The sequence below is a fragment of the Streptomyces sp. NPDC006879 genome (genome assembly GCF_042869595.1).
Lineage (GTDB): Bacteria > Actinomycetota > Actinomycetes > Streptomycetales > Streptomycetaceae > Streptomyces.
Map to the genome: position 1 here is coordinate 101,153 of NZ_JBIAGC010000018.1, position 17,760 is coordinate 118,912.

The window sequence follows — 17,760 nt, forward strand, 5'->3', positions numbered from 1 at the left end:
GCGGGGTCAGACACGCTCGACGATGGTGGCGATGCCCATGCCGCCGCCGACGCACAAGGTGGCCAGGCCATAGCGCTTGTCCTGGCGTTCCAGTTCGTCGACCAAAGTGCCCAGGATCATCGCTCCGGTGGCCCCCAGTGGATGCCCCATCGCGATGGCCCCGCCGTTGACGTTGACCTTGTCGAGGCTGATTCCCATGTCCTTGACGAACCGCAGGACCACTCCCGCGAAGGCCTCGTTGATCTCGACCAGGTCGATGTCGTCCATGCCGAGACCGGCCTTCGCCAGAGCCTTGCGGGTGGCCGGGGCGGGTCCGGTGAGCATGATGGTCGGCTCGGAGCCGGACACCGCGGCGGAGACGATCCGAGCGCGCGGAGCGAGTCCGTAGCGCTCGCCCACCTCCCGCGACCCGATGGCGACCAAGGAGGCTCCGTCGACGATGCCGGAGGAGTTGCCCGCGTGGTGGACGTGGTCGATCCGCTCCACCCAGTGGTACTTCTGCAGGGCCACCGCGTCGAAGCCGCCGAGTTCACCGATGTCGGCGAAGGAGGGCTTCAGACGGGCGAGGGAGTCGGCCGTGGTGCCCGGCCTAATGAACTCGTCGTGATCGAGGACGACCAGACCGGTGCGGTCGGTGACCGGGACGACCGAGCGCGCGAAGCGGCCGTCCTTCCACGCTGCCGCGGCCCGCTCCTGGGACAGCGCCGCGTACTCGTCCACGTCCCGTCGGGAGAAGCCCTCGACGGTGGCGATCAGATCGGCCCCGATGCCCTGCGGGACGAAACCAGTGTCGAAGTTGGTCATCGGGTCGGCGAACCAAGCGCCACCGTCCGAAGCCATCGGGACCCTCGACATCGACTCCACGCCACCGGCAAGGACCAGGTCCTCCCAACCGGAACGGACCTTGGCCGCAGCCATGTTGACGGCCTCAAGCCCCGAGGCACAGAAGCGGTTCTCCTGCACCCCGGCCACGGTGTCCGGTAGGCCTGCCGCGATGGCAGCGATACGGGCGATGTCGGAGCCCTGATCGCCCACCGGCCCGACGACGCCGAGCACGATGTCGTCCACGGCGGCCATGTCGAGGTCGGGATTACGGTCGCGCAGCGCGTGGATCACTCCGACGACCAGGTCGATCGGCTTGGTGCCGTGCAGGGCCCCATTGGCCTTGCCACGGCCACGCGGGGTGCGGATCGCGTCGTACACGTACGCTTCGGAACTCAACTCAAAGCCTTTCGAAAGGACGCCGGGAGGGGCGGCGAGGAGTGGCGGGGGGAAGGGTCAGCCCAGCAGGGAGCGGCCGATGATCTCCTTCATGATCTCGGTGGTACCGCCGTAGATGGTCTGGATACGACCGTCAGTGAAGGCCCTGGCCACCCGGTACTCCGTCATGTAGCCGTAGCCGCCGTGCAGTTGAAGGCAGCGATCAGCGACCCGCTTTTGCAGCTCGGTGGCCCACCACTTGGCCATCGAGGCGTGCACGGCATCGAGCTCGCCCCGCGAGTGGTCGGCGATGCACCGGTCCAGGAAACTGCGGGTGACGGCGCACTCGGTCGCCATCTCGGCTATCTCGAAACGGATGTGCTGGAGCCTGGAGAGCGGCCGACCGAAGGCCTCCCGCTCCTTGACGTAGGCCGTGGTGATCTCCAGAAGGTGTTCGGCGGCTGCGATCGCAGCCATCGCGATACCCAGGCGCTCCTGCGCGAGATTGGTCATCAGGTGCACGAATGCGCCGTCTCGCTGACCGAGCAGGTTCTCCTTGGGTACGACGACATCCCGGAAGAACAACTCCGCGGTGTCCTGGGCCTTCTGGCCGATCTTGTCGAGGTTGCGCCCCCGCTCGAAGCCGACCATGCCCCGTTCGACGACCAAGAGACTCAGCCCGTGCGCACCCCCCTCCGGCGTGGTCTTGGCAACGACGATCACGAGGTCCGCCAGGATCCCATTGGAGATGAACGTCTTGGAACCGTTCAACAACCAGTGGTCACCACGGTCTTCAGCCGTGGTGCGAATGCCCTGGAGGTCGGAACCGGCGCCCGGCTCGGTCATCGCGATGGCGGTGACGATCTCCCCGCTGCAGAAGCCGGGGAGCCAGCGGCGCTTTTGCTCCTCGGTGGCCAGGGAGGTCAGATAGGGGCCGATGACGTCGTTGTGCAACCCCAGGGCCAGTCCCGGCGCGCCGGCGCGGGTGAACTCCTCGGCGATGACGGCGGCATACCGGAAGTCGAGGTTGCCGCCACCACCGTACTCCTCAGGCACCGCGAGGCCGAGCAGTCCTTGCCGCCCGGCCGCCAGCCAGGCGTCACGGCTGACGACCCCGTCCTTCTCCCACTGTTCGTAGTGCGGGGCCACTTCCTTGGTGAGGAAGGTCCGCACGGTCTCGCGGAATGCCTCGTGGTCGGCAGTGAACAGTTGCCGTTTCACTCCGGGCTCCGATCTTCGCTGTGGCTGTGGTCGTGTCGGACGCTGCCGGGGCCGGTCGCCTCCAGTGCGGGCAGAGCCCAGTCGCGGGCCACCTCCGCGGTGTCGGCGCCGGGCGACGCCGGGCCGCGCCGGATCGATACCGGCGTGACCGAAAAGCGGGGCGCGGGCGCCGGCTGGGTGATCCCGCCATGGTCGGTGAAGGTGCCCCGCGCGGCGAGGTGCGGATGCTCGGGTGCCTCCCGCAGCGACAGGACGGGCGCGACGCAGGCGTCGGTGTGCTCGAAGACCTCCGACCACTCGGTGCGGGTGCGGGTGCGGAAGGCCGCTGCGACATGGCCGCGCAGTTCCTCCCAGCGGCTGAGGTCGGCACGCGCCCCGGCCTGCTCGGAGGTGAGCCCCAGGAGTTCGGTGAACTCGGCGTAGAACTGGGGCTCCAGCGCCCCGACGGCCATGTGGCGGCCGTCGGCGGTCTCGTAGGCGCCGTAGAAGGGGCAGCCTCCGTCCAACAGGTTCGCCGCCCGGCGGTCGCGCCAGCCCCCGGCGGCCAGCGCCCCGTGGATCATGCTGGTGAGGTGTGCCGCTCCGTCCACGATCGCGGCGTCGACGACCTGTCCGGTGCCAGTCGCCCGGGCGTGCTGGAGCGCGGCGAGGACCCCGACCACGAGGTAGAGCGAACCGCCGGCGTAGTCCCCGAGCAGGTTCACCGGCACGGTGGGCGGTTCCTCCGGCCTGCCGATCAACCCCAGGGCGCCGGTGACGGCGATGTACGCGATGTCGTGCCCGGCACGGTCGGCGAGCGGACCCTGCTGACCCCAGCCGGTCATCCGCCCGTACACCAGGCGCGGATTGACGGCGTGACAGTCGGCGGGGCCGACACCCAGTCGTTCGGCGACACCCGGCCGGAAGCCTTCGATCAACACGTCCGCCCGGGCGGCCAGTTCCAGAGCCCGGGCACGGCCGTTGTCCGTCTTGAGGTCGAGGAGCACTGAACGCTTGTTGCGGTTGGTGACATCGTGCTCGGGTGCGATGCCCAGGGGCGATCCGCCCGGTCGGTCCACGCGTACGACGTCCGCCCCGAGGTCGGCGAGGAGCATGGCGGCGAAAGGTCCCGGGCCGATGCCCGCCAGTTCGAGCACGCGCACGCCGGTCAGCGGGCCGGCGTTCTGCGCCGCTGCTTCCGCTTCTGCCATCAAGCCCCCAGAGGACACCTCGGACCATGCCGAGTGGTGTGACACTAGTGATGTAACACCAATGATGCTAGGAACACGTTCCACTCAGCACAAGCCCCGGGCCGCCCGCCCTCAGGAATGCAAGGTGACCTGTGGCCGTGCAATGCGCAGTGCCACATAAGCCCACCACGCTCGGCCCAACCCATTGAGCTCCGGGGTGGGAAACGTCCGGTGCTCCAAGAGCCCCGGGCGAAGGCGCACACCTGAACTTCACGCCTCTCAGCCGCCCCGACGCTCGTCCAGCACCTTGACCGAGCGCTTGAGCGCCACGGTGCGGTAGCTCTCCTCCACCCACTCGCACAACACCTGCGCTCCGGGAGCCCCCGGCTCGGCCAGCGGGACCGTCACCCAGCCCGATTTCCCCAGGCCGTAGCCAGCCGACTCCGCCTTCGGAGCACTCATCGCATGAGCGTGCAACGCGGGGTCCTTGAGCTTGACGGTGACCGTAGGTGGAAAAGCACCGGTCACGTCTCCAAGAAAGACGAAGATCTTGCGGTCCACCTTCACCACACAGTCCTCAGGCCCCCAGGGGTACTCCTCCACGGCCCCCGGCAGTTCCAGCGCGAAGGCCCGCACCCCCTCCCACTTGTGCAGCGCACTTCTCGTCACAGCGGACAACGGGCCTCCCTGCTCGCACCAGCCGAACACCCTCACGCTAGCCTCAGCGGCCAGCACCGGCGCGGGCGACGCGTTCCGGAGAGCGGAGGGCAGCTATGAACACACCGGACAGGGCAGGACGCGACTTCGACCTGGTGCTCTACGGAGCCACCGGGTTCGTGGGCGAACTGACCGCCCAATACCTCGCCGAGCACGCCCCCAGCGACTGCCGCTGGGCGATCGCCGGCCGGAACAGGGAGAAGCTGGAGCAACTGCGCGAAGGACTCGGTCGGCCCGAATTGCCGTTGTTGCTGGCCGACGCGAAGGACGGCGCCGCGCTGCGCGAGCTCGCCGCGTCCACCCGGGTGGTGGCCACCACGGCCGGCCCCTACCTCTGGTACGGCGAGCCTCTGGTGGCGGCCTGCGCGGAAGAAGGCACCGACTACGCCGATCTGACCGGAGAGGGCGAGTTCGTGGACCGCGTGTTCCTCGCCCACGACGCCCGGGCCCGAGAAACCGGCGCCAAGCTCGTCCACGCCTGCGGTTTCGACTCGGTCCCACACGATCTCGGCGCCTACTACACGGTGCTCCAGCTCCCCGAGGACGTACCACTGCGGGTCGACGGCTTCGTCCGCTCCCAGGCGCTGATTTCCGGCGGTACGCTCGCCTCCGCCCTGACCGTGATGAGCCGGGGACGGCAGACCCTGGCGGCGGCGCGGGAGCGGCGCCTGCACGAACCCAGGTTGCCCGACCGGCGCGCCCGCGCCCCGCTCGGCGCCCCTCGCCGGAGCGCCGAGACAGGCACCTGGGCGCTGCCGCTGCCCACCCTGGACCGCACCGTCGTGGAACGCTCGGCTTCGACCCTGCGGCGCTACGGCCCCGACTTCCGCTACCGCCACTACGCCTCGGTCAAGCACCTGCCGGTGGCGGCCGGGGGTGTGGCGGCCATGGGAGGTGCCCTGCTCGCCGCCCAGGTGCCACCCGTGCGGCAGTGGTTGATGGACCGCTACCAACCCGGCCGGGGGCCCGATGCCGAGCGTCGGGCCCGCAGCTGGTTCACGGTGCGCTTCGTCGGTGAGGGCGGCGGGCGGCGGGTGCTGACCGAGGTCTCCGGCGGCGACCCCGGCTACGGGGAGACGGCGAAGATGCTGGCCGAGTCGGCGCTCTGTCTGGCCTACGACGAGTTGCCCGCACGCGCCGGACAGCTCACCACGGCCGTGGCGATGGGCGACGCGCTACTGTCGCGGCTCCACGGTGCCGGAATCCGTTTCCGGGTCGCGCACACGAGCTGAACGGACCCGGCGCGCAGGCGAGTTCCACCGAGATCATTCAGACGCGGCAGCACCAACGAGCACCCGCCGGCACAGAGAGTCGGCCCGGCGGGTGGTCTCGGGGAGCCGGAAACGTGGGCTCAGCGCCAGGACCTGTTCGCAGGCGTTGTCCAGTCCCGTACGGTGCCCGACGGAGACGAAGACCGGCTTGATGCCGTCCTGGGTCCGCAGGGCGCGCCCGACCTCGGTGCCCTCGACGTCGCACAGCGAAGAGGCCTGCCCGCGCTGTACACCGGGTTCCTGGTGGCGGAAGGTGAAGGGGTTCTTCGCGACGCCGATCGTCGGCGCTCCGGTGATCACTCCGAGGTGGCAGGCCAGTCCGAAGCGACGCGGGTGGGCAAGCCCGTAGCCGTCGCAGACGATCAACCCCGGGTCGGTGCTCAGCGCATCGAGCGCAGCGAGCACCGTGGGCACTTCCCGGAATGCCAGGAGTCCGGGAACGTAGGGGAAGCTGACCCGGCCGACGGCCGTGGCCTCCTCCACCACGTCCAAGGTGGCGGCGTCGAACACCACGGCTGCCGCGGCCACCAGGTCGCGTGCGTCGTCGTAGGCCACGTCGACACCGGTGACCCTTCCCGTGCCGGGGGCCGGGCCGTCCTCTCCGAGAACGAGCCGGGTCCGCAGCTGGTCCTGGATGGCGCGGGCTTCCCGCTCGTCGGCCGGGGTTCGTACGCTCGTCATGGTCCTGCCGAGGGTACCCAGCCGCCGGGCGTGGCGGGCAGGCGGTGGACGGTCGGGGAGATGGCCGAAAGGTAGCCTCGGGCCATGTTCGTCATGGAGCTCACGTACACCGGGTCCATCGAGGCCGCCGAAGCGCTGATGGAACCGCACATCGCCTGGCTGGACGCCCAGTACGAGGCCGGCATCTTCCTGGCTTCGGGGCGGAAGGTGCCCCGGGACGGTGGCGTGGTCCTGGCCGCCGGAGTCCCTCGGGAGGAGATCGAGCGGTTGGCGGCACAGGACCCGTTCACCCAAGCCGGGGTGTGCACGTACCGGATCACCGAGTTCGTGGCTACGAAAACCTCGGCGGACCTGACGACCATCCGCGAATAGCCGCTGCAGCAGACGCCGCTGACGTACCACCGGGCCCGTCAGGGATCACGGGCCCGGTGCATCGCGTGCTCGTCTTCGGTGCCGGGGCGCAGGCGCGCACGAGTGGGCTTCGGTGCGGGTCCCGGAGCCGGAGGTGCACAGCGCTTGCGCCGGCCTCATCCGCCAGGACCGCGGTCGATCCGCTCCCGCGCGACGCGACCGGCGGGAGCACGGGCCGGCCGCATCACGCGTCATTCGATCCGGGCGGCCCGCCCCTTCTCGCCGGCGGCCCAACAGGACCCGTCCCTGGCGCAGTCCACCGTGTCGAAGGATCCCGTGTCGAAGGGACGCCAACTGCGTCCGCCGTCGCGGGTGAGGTCGGTGCCGGTGGGACCGACGGCCAGGGCGCTGGCACGGCCCCTCGGCAGCCAGGCCACACCTGAGCGGTAGGCGGGGGGCGGCGCGCCCGCAGCCCGCCAGGTCCGGCCCGCGTCCCCGGTGGCCGCCGCGGCCTGCGCAGAGGACTGGTCGGCACGGTAGTCGCCGCCCACGGCCAGGCCGTGGCGACGGTCGCGGAAGGCCAGGGCGAAGACGCCCCTGGCCCCCTCGCCGGCTGGGATCGTGGTGTCGGCGACCCGCCAGGTCAGGCCGCGGTCCGGGGAGTGGAAGACCCGGCCGACACGGGCACCGCCGGTGGCGAACCAGGCGTCCCGCGGTCCCGCGCTGACCAGGCACTGGCCGCTGGCCGCGAACCCCGCTTCGCCGGGTTCGGCCGCGGGCATGCCGGTGCTCGGCAGGACACGCCAGGAACGTCCCGCGTCCGAGGTGGACAGGATGCGGAACTTTCCGTCCACCGGATCGCTCATGGCCAGCCCGTGACGGTGGTCGAAGAAGGTCAGGCAGTCGTAGAAGGCCCGCGGGTCAGTGTTGCGGAAAGTCTCGCTCCAGGTCGCCCCGCCGTCCTCGGTGCGCAGCACTCTGGAGGATTCGCCCTCACCGATGGCAAGGACGACGGCCCGCTGAGGGCCGAAAGCCTCGACGTCACGGAACTCCAGGTCGGAGGCATCGGGTGGCGAGACGTCGTGCCAGCTGCGGCCACCGTTCGAGGTGCGCAGCACGGTGCCCTGCGATCCCGCGAGCCAAGCGGTCGAGCGGTCGACCGCGGCCAGCCCACGAAAGCGGGCGTTGGTACCGGTGTCCTTGAGCGCCCAGTGGGCGCGCCGGTGCTGGGCACCCGCCTCGGCGGGGACTGCTGCCCCCACCCATAAGACTGCCGCGCACATGCCAATCGCCATGATTCTCATGGCGGCGGAACCTAGTGCACCCGGTGATCTCCGTCCAGGCCGCGTCCAACCGCCCAGAGCGCGCGACGCCGGTAGTGACACCTCATCGCGCTGTCACGCATTGCGGTGACACACGTCACGTGGCTCCGCAGCGCACGCAAGGGCCAGTTTTTGCGTCTCTCCCCGTGCCGGTCCTCAACCCCGATCCACCCCAGGGAGCAGGCCTTGATCACCATCATCGAGCAAGCCGTACAGGCCCGCCTGGTCGCAGCCGCTCCCAAGGTGCGAACCGTGACGACCACGCTTCGCTACGACCGCACGGACCCCTACGCGGTCGAGATGGTCTTCCCTGCACCGGCCACCCTGGAAGGCATCGAACTGACCTGGACCTTCTCCAGGGAACTCCTCCTGGAGGGACTGACGCGCCCGACGGGGATGGGCGACGTGCGGGTGCGCCCGTACAGCCGCACCCGCACGGTCGTGGAGTTCCACGCACCGGAGGGGGTGGCCGTGGTCCTGATCACCTCGGCCCAGCTGAGGCTCTTCCTTGACCGGATCTCCCACTTGGTGCCACGCGGAAGGGAGCAGCTGCACCTCGACCTGGACCTCGGCCTGGCGCAGTTGTTGGACGAAGCCGGCTGACCCTCGCCCCGAGGACGGCGATCGATCCGCGGCAACACCAGGGGCCTTCGGACGAAGCGCCCGCCGGACCCGGTGCCGCGGCACCACCCTCCGCCCTCGAAGAAAACCAATTGCGCCTCCGGTGGGGCGTCCGTAGCGTCATCGGTGGCACTTGCCGTCATCGATAGGAGAAGGACGTTGCTCTACTGAGGTCACGAGACGCCGTCTCACGCACCCTGCCGCGACCGTCTGCCCGCACTGCGGGCCCGTCCGGCGTGCGACCTCGGTAGCGAGCCCGTCCCTACGACCCGGACCTTGCTTGCGCCTTCTTGAGCCCGACGGCGTCTCCACGTGTTGCCCGTGACCCCACGCAACCCAACGGAGGCCTCCATGTCACCATCGCCCACTTTCATCACCTGCTCCACCCTCGACTTCGACTGGCCGGACGGCACTCCCGTCTTCGAAGGGCTACAACTCGCCGTGGGCCCAGGGCTCACGGGCCTCGTTGGCCGCAACGGATGTGGGAAGTCGACCCTGTTGAAGCTCATCGCAGGTGAACTCGTGCCCACCGAGGGGCAGGTGAAGGTCGTCGGGACCATCGGCTACCTCCCACAGGGAGCCACTTTGGACACATCCCTGCGGGTCGACGAGGCCCTCGGCATCGACACCACTCGCGCAGCCCTGCACGCCATCGAGGCGGGCGAGAGTACCGAGGTCAACTTCGCAGCGGTCGGAAACGATTGGGACGTGGAAGAGCGGGCGCGCGCCATGCTCGATCAACTCGGTCTGGCCGCAGTACATTTGGATCGGACCATTGGTGAAATCTCTGGTGGAGAATCCCTGTTGCTGAGGTTGGCCGCCCTGCTGCTGCGCCGACCCGATGTGTTGCTCCTGGACGAGCCCACCAACAATCTCGACCTGGCTGCTCGGCGGCGGCTTTACGCGGCAGTGGAGTCCTGGGCCGGCGTGATGGTCATCGTCAGCCACGACCGCGAACTCCTGGAGCGGATGGACCGGATCGGTGATCTGCACGAGGGCGAGTTCCGCTGGTACGGGGGTAACTTCAGCGCGTACGAGAAGGCGCTGGCAGCCGAACAGGAAGCGGCCGAGCGAATGGTCCGAGTCGCTGAGGCCGATGTCCAGCGCCAGAAGAGGGAGCTGGCCCAAGCGCATGTCAAACTCGCCCGGCGCAAGCGCTACGGGCAGAAGATGTACGACACCAAGCGGGAACCCAAGATCGTCATGAACAGCCGGAAACGGCAGGCGCAGGAGTCCGCCGGCAAACACCGGATCATGCACGCGGCCAAGCTCAGCCAGGCCCGGGAACGCCTGGACGAGGCAGTGGACGCCGTGCGCGAGGAAGCCGAGATCCGTGTGGAGCTCCCGCTGACCCGGGTGCATCCGAGCCAGGAAGTACTGACGCTACGTGAGCTGGGACTGGCGCATGGCACCCAGATCCCGGGCGCCATGGAAGTGCGCGGACCCGAGCGGATCGCCCTGGTGGGACGCAACGGAAGCGGGAAGACCACCCTGCTCCGCACGATCGCCGGCGAGCTCGCCCCCGCCACCGGAGAAGCCCTCGTCCATACGGCCGTACGACTGCTGCCCCAACGACTGGACGAGGAGGTGCTGGACGACGGGCTGTCGGTGCTGGAGAACGTGGCCCGCACCGCGGGTACGGCCACGACCAACACGGTCCGCGCACGGCTTGCTCATTTCCTTTTCCGAGGCGCACGCGCGGACCGGCTCGCCGGGACCCTCTCCGGAGGGGAGCGCTTGCGCGCCGCGCTGGCGGCCCTGCTGCTCGCGGAGCCGACTCCGCAACTCCTTCTCCTTGACGAGCCGACGAACAATCTGGACCTGCCCTCGGTCGGGCAGTTGAAGGCGGCGCTGGACGCGTTCGAGGGAGCACTGATCGTGGCGAGCCACGACATCCCCTTCCTCACCTCGCTGGGCATCACGAAGTGGTTGTTGCTGGACGGCGAGCTCAAAGTGAGCACGCAGCAGGAGGTACAGGCCGCCTTCTGGGAGAACTGAGGGGCGGCCGGTGGGGCGGAGCCCGTAGCGACGGTGGACCCTCGTCCTTGGGGAGCCCACGCCCCGCCGGCGCCGCACGGTACCGCCACCCGGTCGCCTCTGCGGGAAGGCCCGCCCGCCTTTCGTGGGCGGGCGGGCCGCCGCCGGCAACCCGGCGGAGCCACATGCCCCTCCTGGTGACCGCGCGTGGAGCGTCCTCCCGGATCCGCTGGACGACGGGCAGCGGGTTTGGCACCGCAATTGATCAGTGGGAGGGGCGCCGGGCGGAGCACAGGGGTGATGATGAGCACCCGTCACCCTTTGGAAGCTGGGAGATACCTGAAGTGCCGAGCCGCACCGCCCTGATCCGCCGCCCAGGCCCACGTCTGACCGAGGGCCTGGTGACCCACATCGAGCGCACACCGGTAGATGCCGATCTCGCCCTGGAACAGTGGGAGGGTTACGCGCAAGCTCTGCGGGAGCACGGCTGGCGCACGGTGGAGGTCGAAGCCGCCGACGAGTGCCCGGACGCGGTCTTCGTCGAGGACGCGGTGGTGGTCTACCGCAACGTCGCACTGATCGCCCGCCCCGGCGCCACCTCGCGCCGCGCCGAGACAGCCGCCGTTGAGGACGTCCTGACGGGACTCGGATACTCGGTGAACCGGGTACGCGAACCGGGCACCCTGGACGGCGGGGACGTTCTCAAGATCGGCGACACCATCTACGTCGGGCGCGGTGGGCGAACGAACGCGGCTGGGGTGCAGCATCTGCGCGCGACCTTCGAGCCGCTCGGCGCCCGGGTGGTGGCCGTCCCCGTGGCCAAGGTCCTCCACCTGAAGTCCGCGGTGACCGCTCTGCCCGACGGCACGGTGATCGGCTACCCGCCACTGGTGGACGCGCCCTCCGTGTTCGCCCCGTTCCTGCCCGTTCCGGAGGAGGGCGGCTCCCATGTCGTGCTGCTCGGCGAGGAGAAGGTCCTGATGGCCGCGAGTGCGCCGAAGAGTGCACAGCTGTTGAGCTCATTGGGCTACGCGCCGGTCGTGGTGGACATCAGCGAGTTCGAGAAGCTCGAAGGGTGTGTGACCTGCCTCTCAGTACGACTGCGCGACCTCCCGGCATAACGCACCGCAACTGGACATATCACATCACGGGCTTGGCTGCTCCTCACGACGGCTTTAACCTACGGTTTCGTAACCTACGAATCCGTAGGTAAGCCCTTATGCCCGCCAGTCCCCTGGAGCACCCGTGACGATCACCTCTCCCCACCTCGGCAGCTCGGAGGCGTGGACGGACGCCAAGCTGCTGTTCGCGCTGGAAGAGGTGGTGGAGAAGGAGCTCAACCGCCACCTGAAGGTCACCAAGGACTGGATGCCCCACGACTACGTGCCGTGGGGCGACGCCCGCAACTTCCCCGCCTTCTTCGAGGACGGAGAAGCGTGGGAGGTCGGTCAGTCCAAGGTCACCGAGATCGGTCGGACCGCGCTGGTGGTCAACCTGCTCACCGAGGACAACCTGCCCAGCTACCACCACGAGATCGCCACCCTCTTCGGCCGGGACGGCGCCTGGGGCACCTGGGTACACCGCTGGACCGCGGAAGAGGGTCGTCACGGCATCGTGATGCGCGACTACCTGCTCGCCTCGCGTGCGGTGGATCCGGACAAGCTGGAGCAGTTCCGCATGGCGCACATGTCGGAGGGCTTCGAGTCCGACAACCGTCACTCGATGTTGCACTCCGTGGCGTACGTGGCCTTCCAGGAGCTCGCCACGCGGATCTCACACCGCAACACCGGCCACCAGTCGGGAGACCCGGTCTGCGATCGGATGCTCGCCCGCATCGCCACCGACGAGAACCTCCACATGGTCTTCTACCGAAACCTGCTCGGCGCGGCGTTCGAACTCGCACCGGACCTGACCATGCAGGCCGTGCGCGACGTGGTCGTCGAATTCCGGATGCCCGGGCACGGTATGCCCGGCTTCGAGCGTGCCGCCGCGCAGATGGCCATCGGCGGGATCTACAACATGCGGATCCACCACGATGACGTCCTACAGCCGGTGCTGCGCTTCCTGAAGGTCATGGACATCGACGACCTCGGACCCGCGGGCCAGCAGGCCCAGGACGAGCTGGGCCTGTTCATGAACGGCCTGGACGTCGAAGCCGCCAAGTTCGACGAACGGCTCGCGGCCCGCCAAGCCCGCCGAGCCGCCCGCGGCCTCGCCTAGCGGACCAGGCACGTCACACGGCCGACTGCCGATCGGGGCGGCGCAGCGCCGAACGCTCCTGTTCGGACAAGCCGCCCCACACGCCGAAACGCTCGTCGTTGTTCAGCGCGTATTCGAGACAGGCCGCCCGCCCCTCACATGCGGCACACAACCGCTTCGCGTCCCTGACGGAGCTTCCCGGCTCGGGGAAGAAGAACTCAGGCCCCGTCTGTGCGCAGAGCGCCTGTTCCTGCCAGGAGAGGGAGCGCTCAGATGTAGTCGTCTTGATCGGCATGACGGGATCGTGTCGTGGCCGGATGTACGTGCGATCAACGATCGTTCAACGCCTGTGACTCGACCGCCACCGCGGGCGCGTCCGGCCCGCCGCCCCGTCCTCAGGCGGTCGGTGGGGTGCTGGTGATCACCGCGAAGCGCGCTCCATAGGGATCCGCGATCTTCGCGAAACGACCCACGTCCTCCATCGTCACGGGAGGCATCCGGACCTTGCCGCCGAGGAGTTCGGCCTGGGCGGCGGTCCTGTCGCAGTCGGCAACCTCGAAGTAGGGGCTCCAGTACGGTGAACGGGTGTCCTCCACGGGATCCGCGCCAACGGGGACGAGCCCGCCAAAAGCAGCATCGTCGGTGGTACCAGCGGGTTTGACCATGGTGTAGGTGCCCCCGGCGAACGGCACCCGCACCGCTTCCCAGCCGAAGACGGCCGAATAGAAGCGGCAGGCCTCCTCTGTGTCAGGGGTGTAGAGCTCCGTCCAGCACAGGGTGGCGACCTCGGTGACGGCGTCCAGGCCGGGGGTCCGCCCGGGCTGCCAGGTCGCGAAGGGCGCCCCCGCCGGATCGGTGAAGATCGCCATCCGGCCGAAGTCCATCACGTCCATCGGCTCGCTCAGCACGCCACCGCCAGCCGCCCGTACCGCCTCGGCGGTGGCGTCCGCGTCCTGGCTCTGGAAGTACAGGGTCCAGGCGGGGCGCCCCTGGTCCTCGGCGACGGCCATGCCACCGGCCACGGTCTTTTGGCCCAGGCGGAACATCCCGTAACCGCCCACCTCGGGGCCGCCGGCCAGGAAGTCCCATCCGAACAGTCCCGAGTAGAAGGTGTCGGCACCCGCGGTGTCGGGGGTCGCCAGGTCGACCCAGCACGGGGAGCCGTTGAGGTAGTCGGTGGTGAGCATGGTCTCTGTGCTCCTCGTCGGGAAGGGGCCAGGATCGCCCCGGCGGTCAGTCGGAGGGGCGGGCTCGACTGGGCTGCACCCGCTTCGGCTCGCCCGGCATCTTCGGATAGTCGGGGGGATAGGGCATGTCTGCCATGCCGCGGTCGCGCTCGTCGCGATCTGCCCGCTCCAGCAGAGCGTCAAGCGTGAACCGGTACTGATCCATGTCACGGTGTACGTCACCGAGCTCGGCAAGGCGCGCTGGCATCGTCAGCACATCGAAGTCCCGCGGCTCGACCTGCTCCAACTCGTCCCAGTGCAGTGGGGCCGATACGGGCGCGTGTGGCTTGGGGCGGACCGAGTAGGCCGAGGCGATGGTGCGGTCACGGGCGGTCTGGTTGTAGTCCACGAAAATGCGCTCCCCGCGCTCTTCCTTCCACCACGCCGTGGTCACCTTGCCCGGCATCCTGCGTTCCAGTTCCCGTCCCACGGTGATCGCGCAGCGGCGCACTTCGGTGAACGTCCAACGCGCTTCGATGGGCACGAAGACGTGAAGCCCGCGGCCACCGGAGGTCTTCGGCCAACCGCGCAGGCCGAGCTCACCAAGGAAGGAGCGGAGCTCCCGGGCAACGGCCACGGCGTCCTTGAACCCGGTCCCCGGCTGGGGATCGAGATCGATGCGCAGCTCATCCGGGTGATCCACGTCCGTGCGTCTGACCGGCCACGGGTGGAAGGTCAGGCAGCCCAGGTTCACCGCCCAGAGCACGGCGGCGATTTCGGTCGGGCAGATCTCGTCGGCCGTCCGGCCGCTGGGGAAGGCGATGTGGGCGGTGGGAATCCACTCCGGAAGGTTCTTGGGAGCCCGCTTCTGGAAGAAGGAGTCACCGTCCACCCCCTCAGGGAAACGCTCAAGGGTCGTGGGACGGTCGCGCAGGGCGCGAGTGATGCCCTCACCGACGGCGAGGAAGTAGCGGGCCACATCCAACTTGGTCAGCCCCCGCTCGGGGAAGTAGACCTTGTCCGGATGGGACAGCCGTACGGCACGCCCGCCGGCGTCCAGTTCCACCGCAGTACCCATGTGCGCCACGGTAGGCCGCCCCCGAGATGTGTGCACACCGGGCATACCGCGCCAGGAGGTCGCAGAATCGTTTCCATGGACCTGCCCGTGATGCCGCCCATCAAGCCGATGCTGGCCAAGTCCGTGGCCAGGATCCCCGCCGGCATGCAGTACGAAGCGAAATGGGACGGTTTCCGGGCCATCGGATACCGGGACGGCGCTGAGGTGGAGCTGGGAAGCCGCACAGGTAAGCCGCTGACCAGGTATTTTCCAGAACTGGTCGAGGCACTGCGGGAGAACCTGCCGGAGCGCTGCGTGATCGACGGAGAGATCGTCATCGTGCACGGCGGGCGGCTGGACTTCGATCGGCTCACTGAGCGCATTCACCCTGCGGCGTCACGTGTGACCTTGCTATCTAAGACCATGCCAGCACGTTTCATCGCCTTCGATCTCCTTGCGCTCGGGAACGACTCCTTCCTGGACGCCCCGTTGCGGATCCGGCGGGCTGCCCTGGTCAGGGCCCTGGAGCGGGCAAGCGCACCGGTACACCTCACGCCGGCCACCTTGGACGTGCCGACCGCCGAAGTCTGGTTCGAGCGGTTCGAAGGCGCGGGGCTGGACGGCGTGATCGCCAAGCCCCTGGACCTGCCCTACCGACCCGACGTCCGGGTCATGTTCAAGATCAAACACGAACGAACCGCGGATGTCGTGGTGGCCGGCTACCGCTTCCACAAGAGCGGTCCTGTCCTCGGCTCACTGCTCCTCGGACTTCACGATCACGCAGGCGCCCTCCAACACGTCGGCGTGTGCGCGGCGTTCCCCACGAAGCGCAGGGCGGAGCTGGTCCAGGAACTCGAGCCGCTGCGGATGCCCTCCCCCCAGGGGCATCCCTGGGCCGCCTGGGCACAGGAGTCGGCGCACACGGGTACGCGACTGCCGGGCGCTCCGAGCCGCTGGTCGGGCAAGAAGGACCTTTCCTGGGTGCCGCTGCGACCCGAGCGGGTCTGCGAGGTGGCCTACGACCACATGGAGGGCGATCGCTTCCGTCATACCGCGCAGTTCCGCCGTTGGCGCCCGGACCGCACTCCGCAGGAGTGCACTTACGCGCAACTGGAGGAACCGATCTCGTACGACCTCGCGAACGTACTCGGCGCCGGGTGAACGGCCGATGCGAGCGTGCGGGTCGCGCGCGCCCAGGCGGTGCACTTGTCATCGGCCGGCCAAGCTCGGGGGCATCCTTCCACACTCGCATACTCCCATGAGCCCGGGCGGCGTCACCACGGCGTCATATCCTCTGCTGGAGACCCGTCCCCGAAGAGGAGTGCAGTTGTGGCCAAGCGGACCGTGCCGGGCGAAAGAGCGGATCGGGCCTTCCCAGCTGCCAACTGCGTGTGCGGTGTGGGAGTGGTGGTGTCTGACCCGCAGGGGCGGGTCCTCCTGGGCTTGGGCCACGACGGGTACTGGGAACTTCCCGGCGGCAAGACGGACCCGGGTGAGAGCTTCGAGGAGGCCGCCTGCCGCGAGTTGGCCGAGGAGACCGGGCTGGAACTGCCGGCCGTTGCGATCAGCATCCGGTCCGTGCTCCTCGATGAGAAGGGTGGGGTCACTCGGCTGACCGCCGCGGCCGTCGCCACGGTCAGCGCGGCCGGCGAGCCCTCCGTGACCGAGCCCGACAAGATCGCGCGCTGGGACTGGCACCGGCTCCAGGACCTGCCGGCGAAGTTGTACGGACCCTCAGCTGCCGTCCTGTACGCCTGGCAACCAGACATTGCCCCGTCAACGGTTACCGCGCACCACTACCCGCTGGCCTGAGGGCATCCGGAGTGAAGGTGCCCTCACCAAAGTCTTCGGCCAGGGGCCGCTTGGCGATGCCGTCCATGGCGGCACGCAGTTCGGCACTGCGGGGACGTCCACGGTCCTTCTCCGGTTGCTCCCCCAGCCATTGGACCCAGGCCTCGCAGATACTCTCGGCCTCACATTGACCCGCGGCAGTCTGGGAGAAGTTCCCGCCCTCTCGGGCGAGGAAGCCTTCTTCGATCATCCGGTCGAACACGGGTGGGAGGGCCTCGGGCGGAGGTGATCGGTGTACAGGCCCCCATGCAGGGTCCGAGCACGGTGGCCGCGCCGAAGACCGCCCCGATGGCGCCCTGCACTTGCCCCGCTCGCGCAGAGGGATCACATCAGCGATGAGGGTCATGGCGGTGACCGTCAGGCCGCCCACGCCGACGCCCTGCAGAGCCCGCCATGCAAGGAGCAACGTCATGTTGCCCGCCAGGCCACACAGGAAGGATCCGCTGATGAAGATGACGGCCGAGATCTGGAAGATCACCTTGCGACCGAACAAGTCACCGAACTTGCCGGCCACAACGGTGGCCACGGCTCAGCGAGCAGATAGGACGTGACCACCCAGGACTTGTGACCGGCGCCGCCAAGACGCCCCATATCTCCCATTGCACCGACCGGTGGTGGTGCCGTTCCGGCGGCGCCGCCGCACGAGCGGCCCTTTGTCTCGTGGTGTCGCAAGGAGTGGGATGGAAACCAGATAAACGCGTTCCGCCTGCGGCATGGGCACCCGGGCGTGCTCACAGCGGGCGTGTTCGGGTGCCATTCATGACATGTCGTGAGCCCCAACCGCGCGTGTCGATGCTACTGACCTGCGGACTCAGATGGTGGTACGGGCTGTCGCGTCCAGCTCGCGGAAGGCGTCAGAGTAGTACTGAACTTGATTGGGTGATGTCGGAGCCGTTCGCCTGACGGCGATGGGTCCGCTCCGGTAGCCCTGGACTGTGAGATACGCACAGGGCGGCG

18 protein-coding genes and 1 pseudogene are annotated in these 17,760 nt (G+C 68.9%); 8 read left to right on the forward strand and 11 right to left on the reverse strand.

What is annotated here, in order from left to right; all coding sequences use genetic code 11:
- Positions 1-6: 6 nt before the first annotated feature.
- The 4 genes from ACFYMC_RS16435 to ACFYMC_RS16450 all read right to left on the reverse strand — a co-directional run bounded on the left by ACFYMC_RS16435 (position 7) and on the right by ACFYMC_RS16450 (position 4,268).
- Positions 7-1,221 (reverse strand): acetyl-CoA C-acetyltransferase, encoded by a 1,215-nt coding sequence (locus ACFYMC_RS16435; RefSeq protein WP_388524915.1) that lies wholly within the window; start codon positions 1,219-1,221, stop codon positions 7-9.
- A gap of 57 nt (positions 1,222-1,278) precedes the next feature.
- On the reverse strand, positions 1,279-2,421 hold the full coding sequence (locus ACFYMC_RS16440; protein WP_388524918.1) for an acyl-CoA dehydrogenase family protein: 1,143 nt from the start codon (positions 2,419-2,421) through the stop codon (positions 1,279-1,281).
- Positions 2,418-3,611: a CaiB/BaiF CoA transferase family protein gene (locus ACFYMC_RS16445; protein WP_388524920.1), complete on the reverse strand. Its 1,194-nt coding sequence runs from the start codon at positions 3,609-3,611 to the stop codon at positions 2,418-2,420. Before ACFYMC_RS16445 ends, ACFYMC_RS16440 begins: the two co-directional genes overlap by 4 nt.
- A 258-nt stretch (positions 3,612-3,869) precedes the next feature.
- The gene (locus ACFYMC_RS16450; protein WP_388524923.1) at positions 3,870-4,268 is read right to left on the reverse strand and encodes an MmcQ/YjbR family DNA-binding protein; all 399 of its coding nucleotides are present in this window, start codon (positions 4,266-4,268) and stop codon (positions 3,870-3,872) included.
- A 95-nt stretch (positions 4,269-4,363) separates the two neighbouring features.
- Here ACFYMC_RS16450 and ACFYMC_RS16455 point away from each other — a divergent pair, with 95 nt between their 5' ends.
- Positions 4,364-5,539 carry a saccharopine dehydrogenase family protein gene (locus ACFYMC_RS16455; RefSeq protein ID WP_388524926.1) on the forward strand — a complete coding sequence of 392 codons (1,176 nt, stop codon included), beginning with the start codon at positions 4,364-4,366 and terminating at the stop codon, positions 5,537-5,539.
- Positions 5,540-5,572: 33 nt separating this feature from the next.
- On the opposite strand, the gene ACFYMC_RS16460 is transcribed toward ACFYMC_RS16455, so the two are convergent.
- Positions 5,573-6,259: an endonuclease V gene (locus ACFYMC_RS16460; RefSeq protein ID WP_388524928.1), complete on the reverse strand. Its 687-nt coding sequence runs from the start codon at positions 6,257-6,259 to the stop codon at positions 5,573-5,575.
- 84 nt (positions 6,260-6,343) lie between these two features.
- Between ACFYMC_RS16460 and ACFYMC_RS16465 the strand changes: the two genes are divergently transcribed.
- Positions 6,344-6,631: a YciI family protein gene (locus tag ACFYMC_RS16465; protein ID WP_388524931.1), complete on the forward strand. Its 288-nt coding sequence runs from the start codon at positions 6,344-6,346 to the stop codon at positions 6,629-6,631.
- Between the two features lie 230 nt (positions 6,632-6,861).
- Here ACFYMC_RS16465 and ACFYMC_RS16470 read toward each other — a convergent pair whose 3' ends face one another.
- Positions 6,862-7,905 carry a WD40/YVTN/BNR-like repeat-containing protein gene (locus ACFYMC_RS16470; protein ID WP_388524933.1) on the reverse strand — a complete coding sequence of 348 codons (1,044 nt, stop codon included), beginning with the start codon at positions 7,903-7,905 and terminating at the stop codon, positions 6,862-6,864.
- Positions 7,906-8,118: 213 nt separating this feature from the next.
- On the opposite strand from ACFYMC_RS16470, the gene ACFYMC_RS16475 reads away from it, so the two are divergent.
- The 4 genes from ACFYMC_RS16475 (at position 8,119) to ACFYMC_RS16490 (ending at position 12,750) form a co-directional block, all read left to right on the forward strand.
- On the forward strand, positions 8,119-8,535 hold the full coding sequence (locus tag ACFYMC_RS16475; protein WP_388524936.1) for an SsgA family sporulation/cell division regulator: 417 nt from the start codon (positions 8,119-8,121) through the stop codon (positions 8,533-8,535).
- Between the two features lie 369 nt (positions 8,536-8,904).
- Positions 8,905-10,551 carry an ABC-F family ATP-binding cassette domain-containing protein gene (locus ACFYMC_RS16480; protein ID WP_388524938.1) on the forward strand — a complete coding sequence of 549 codons (1,647 nt, stop codon included), beginning with the start codon at positions 8,905-8,907 and terminating at the stop codon, positions 10,549-10,551.
- A gap of 323 nt (positions 10,552-10,874) precedes the next feature.
- Positions 10,875-11,651, forward strand: coding sequence for a dimethylargininase (ddaH, locus tag ACFYMC_RS16485; protein WP_388524940.1), 777 nt, complete (start codon positions 10,875-10,877; stop codon positions 11,649-11,651).
- A gap of 124 nt (positions 11,652-11,775) precedes the next feature.
- Positions 11,776-12,750, forward strand: a complete 975-nt coding sequence (locus tag ACFYMC_RS16490) for an acyl-ACP desaturase (RefSeq protein ID WP_388524943.1) — start codon at positions 11,776-11,778, stop codon at positions 12,748-12,750.
- Between the two features lie 13 nt (positions 12,751-12,763).
- Here the strand turns inward: ACFYMC_RS16490 and ACFYMC_RS16495 are convergent, their stop codons facing one another.
- The 3 genes from ACFYMC_RS16495 to ligD form a co-directional block, all read right to left on the reverse strand.
- Positions 12,764-13,024, reverse strand: a complete 261-nt coding sequence (locus tag ACFYMC_RS16495; RefSeq protein ID WP_388524946.1) for a WhiB family transcriptional regulator — start codon at positions 13,022-13,024, stop codon at positions 12,764-12,766.
- Between the two features lie 100 nt (positions 13,025-13,124).
- Complete coding sequence (locus tag ACFYMC_RS16500; RefSeq protein ID WP_388524948.1) at positions 13,125-13,916, reverse strand: VOC family protein; 792 nt, start codon at positions 13,914-13,916, stop codon at positions 13,125-13,127.
- 46 nt (positions 13,917-13,962) lie between these two features.
- A complete protein-coding gene (ligD, locus tag ACFYMC_RS16505) occupies positions 13,963-14,973 on the reverse strand; it encodes a non-homologous end-joining DNA ligase (protein WP_388524951.1) in 1,011 nt (336 codons plus the stop codon).
- 75 nt (positions 14,974-15,048) lie between these two features.
- On the opposite strand from ligD, the gene ACFYMC_RS16510 reads away from it, so the two are divergent.
- Both ACFYMC_RS16510 and ACFYMC_RS16515 read left to right on the forward strand, forming a co-directional pair.
- A complete protein-coding gene (locus tag ACFYMC_RS16510; RefSeq protein ID WP_388524953.1) occupies positions 15,049-16,113 on the forward strand; it encodes an ATP-dependent DNA ligase in 1,065 nt (354 codons plus the stop codon).
- Between the two features lie 183 nt (positions 16,114-16,296).
- Positions 16,297-16,764, forward strand: coding sequence for an NUDIX hydrolase (locus tag ACFYMC_RS16515; RefSeq protein WP_388524972.1), 468 nt, complete (start codon positions 16,297-16,299; stop codon positions 16,762-16,764).
- Here ACFYMC_RS16515 and ACFYMC_RS16520 read toward each other — a convergent pair.
- Positions 16,736-17,005, reverse strand: coding sequence for a hypothetical protein (locus ACFYMC_RS16520; RefSeq protein WP_388524956.1), 270 nt, complete (start codon positions 17,003-17,005; stop codon positions 16,736-16,738). The genes ACFYMC_RS16515 and ACFYMC_RS16520 overlap by 29 nt on opposite strands.
- A 20-nt stretch (positions 17,006-17,025) precedes the next feature.
- A pseudogene (locus ACFYMC_RS16525) lies at positions 17,026-17,430 on the reverse strand (MFS transporter); the annotation flags it as partial.
- Positions 17,431-17,760 lie beyond the last annotated feature (330 nt).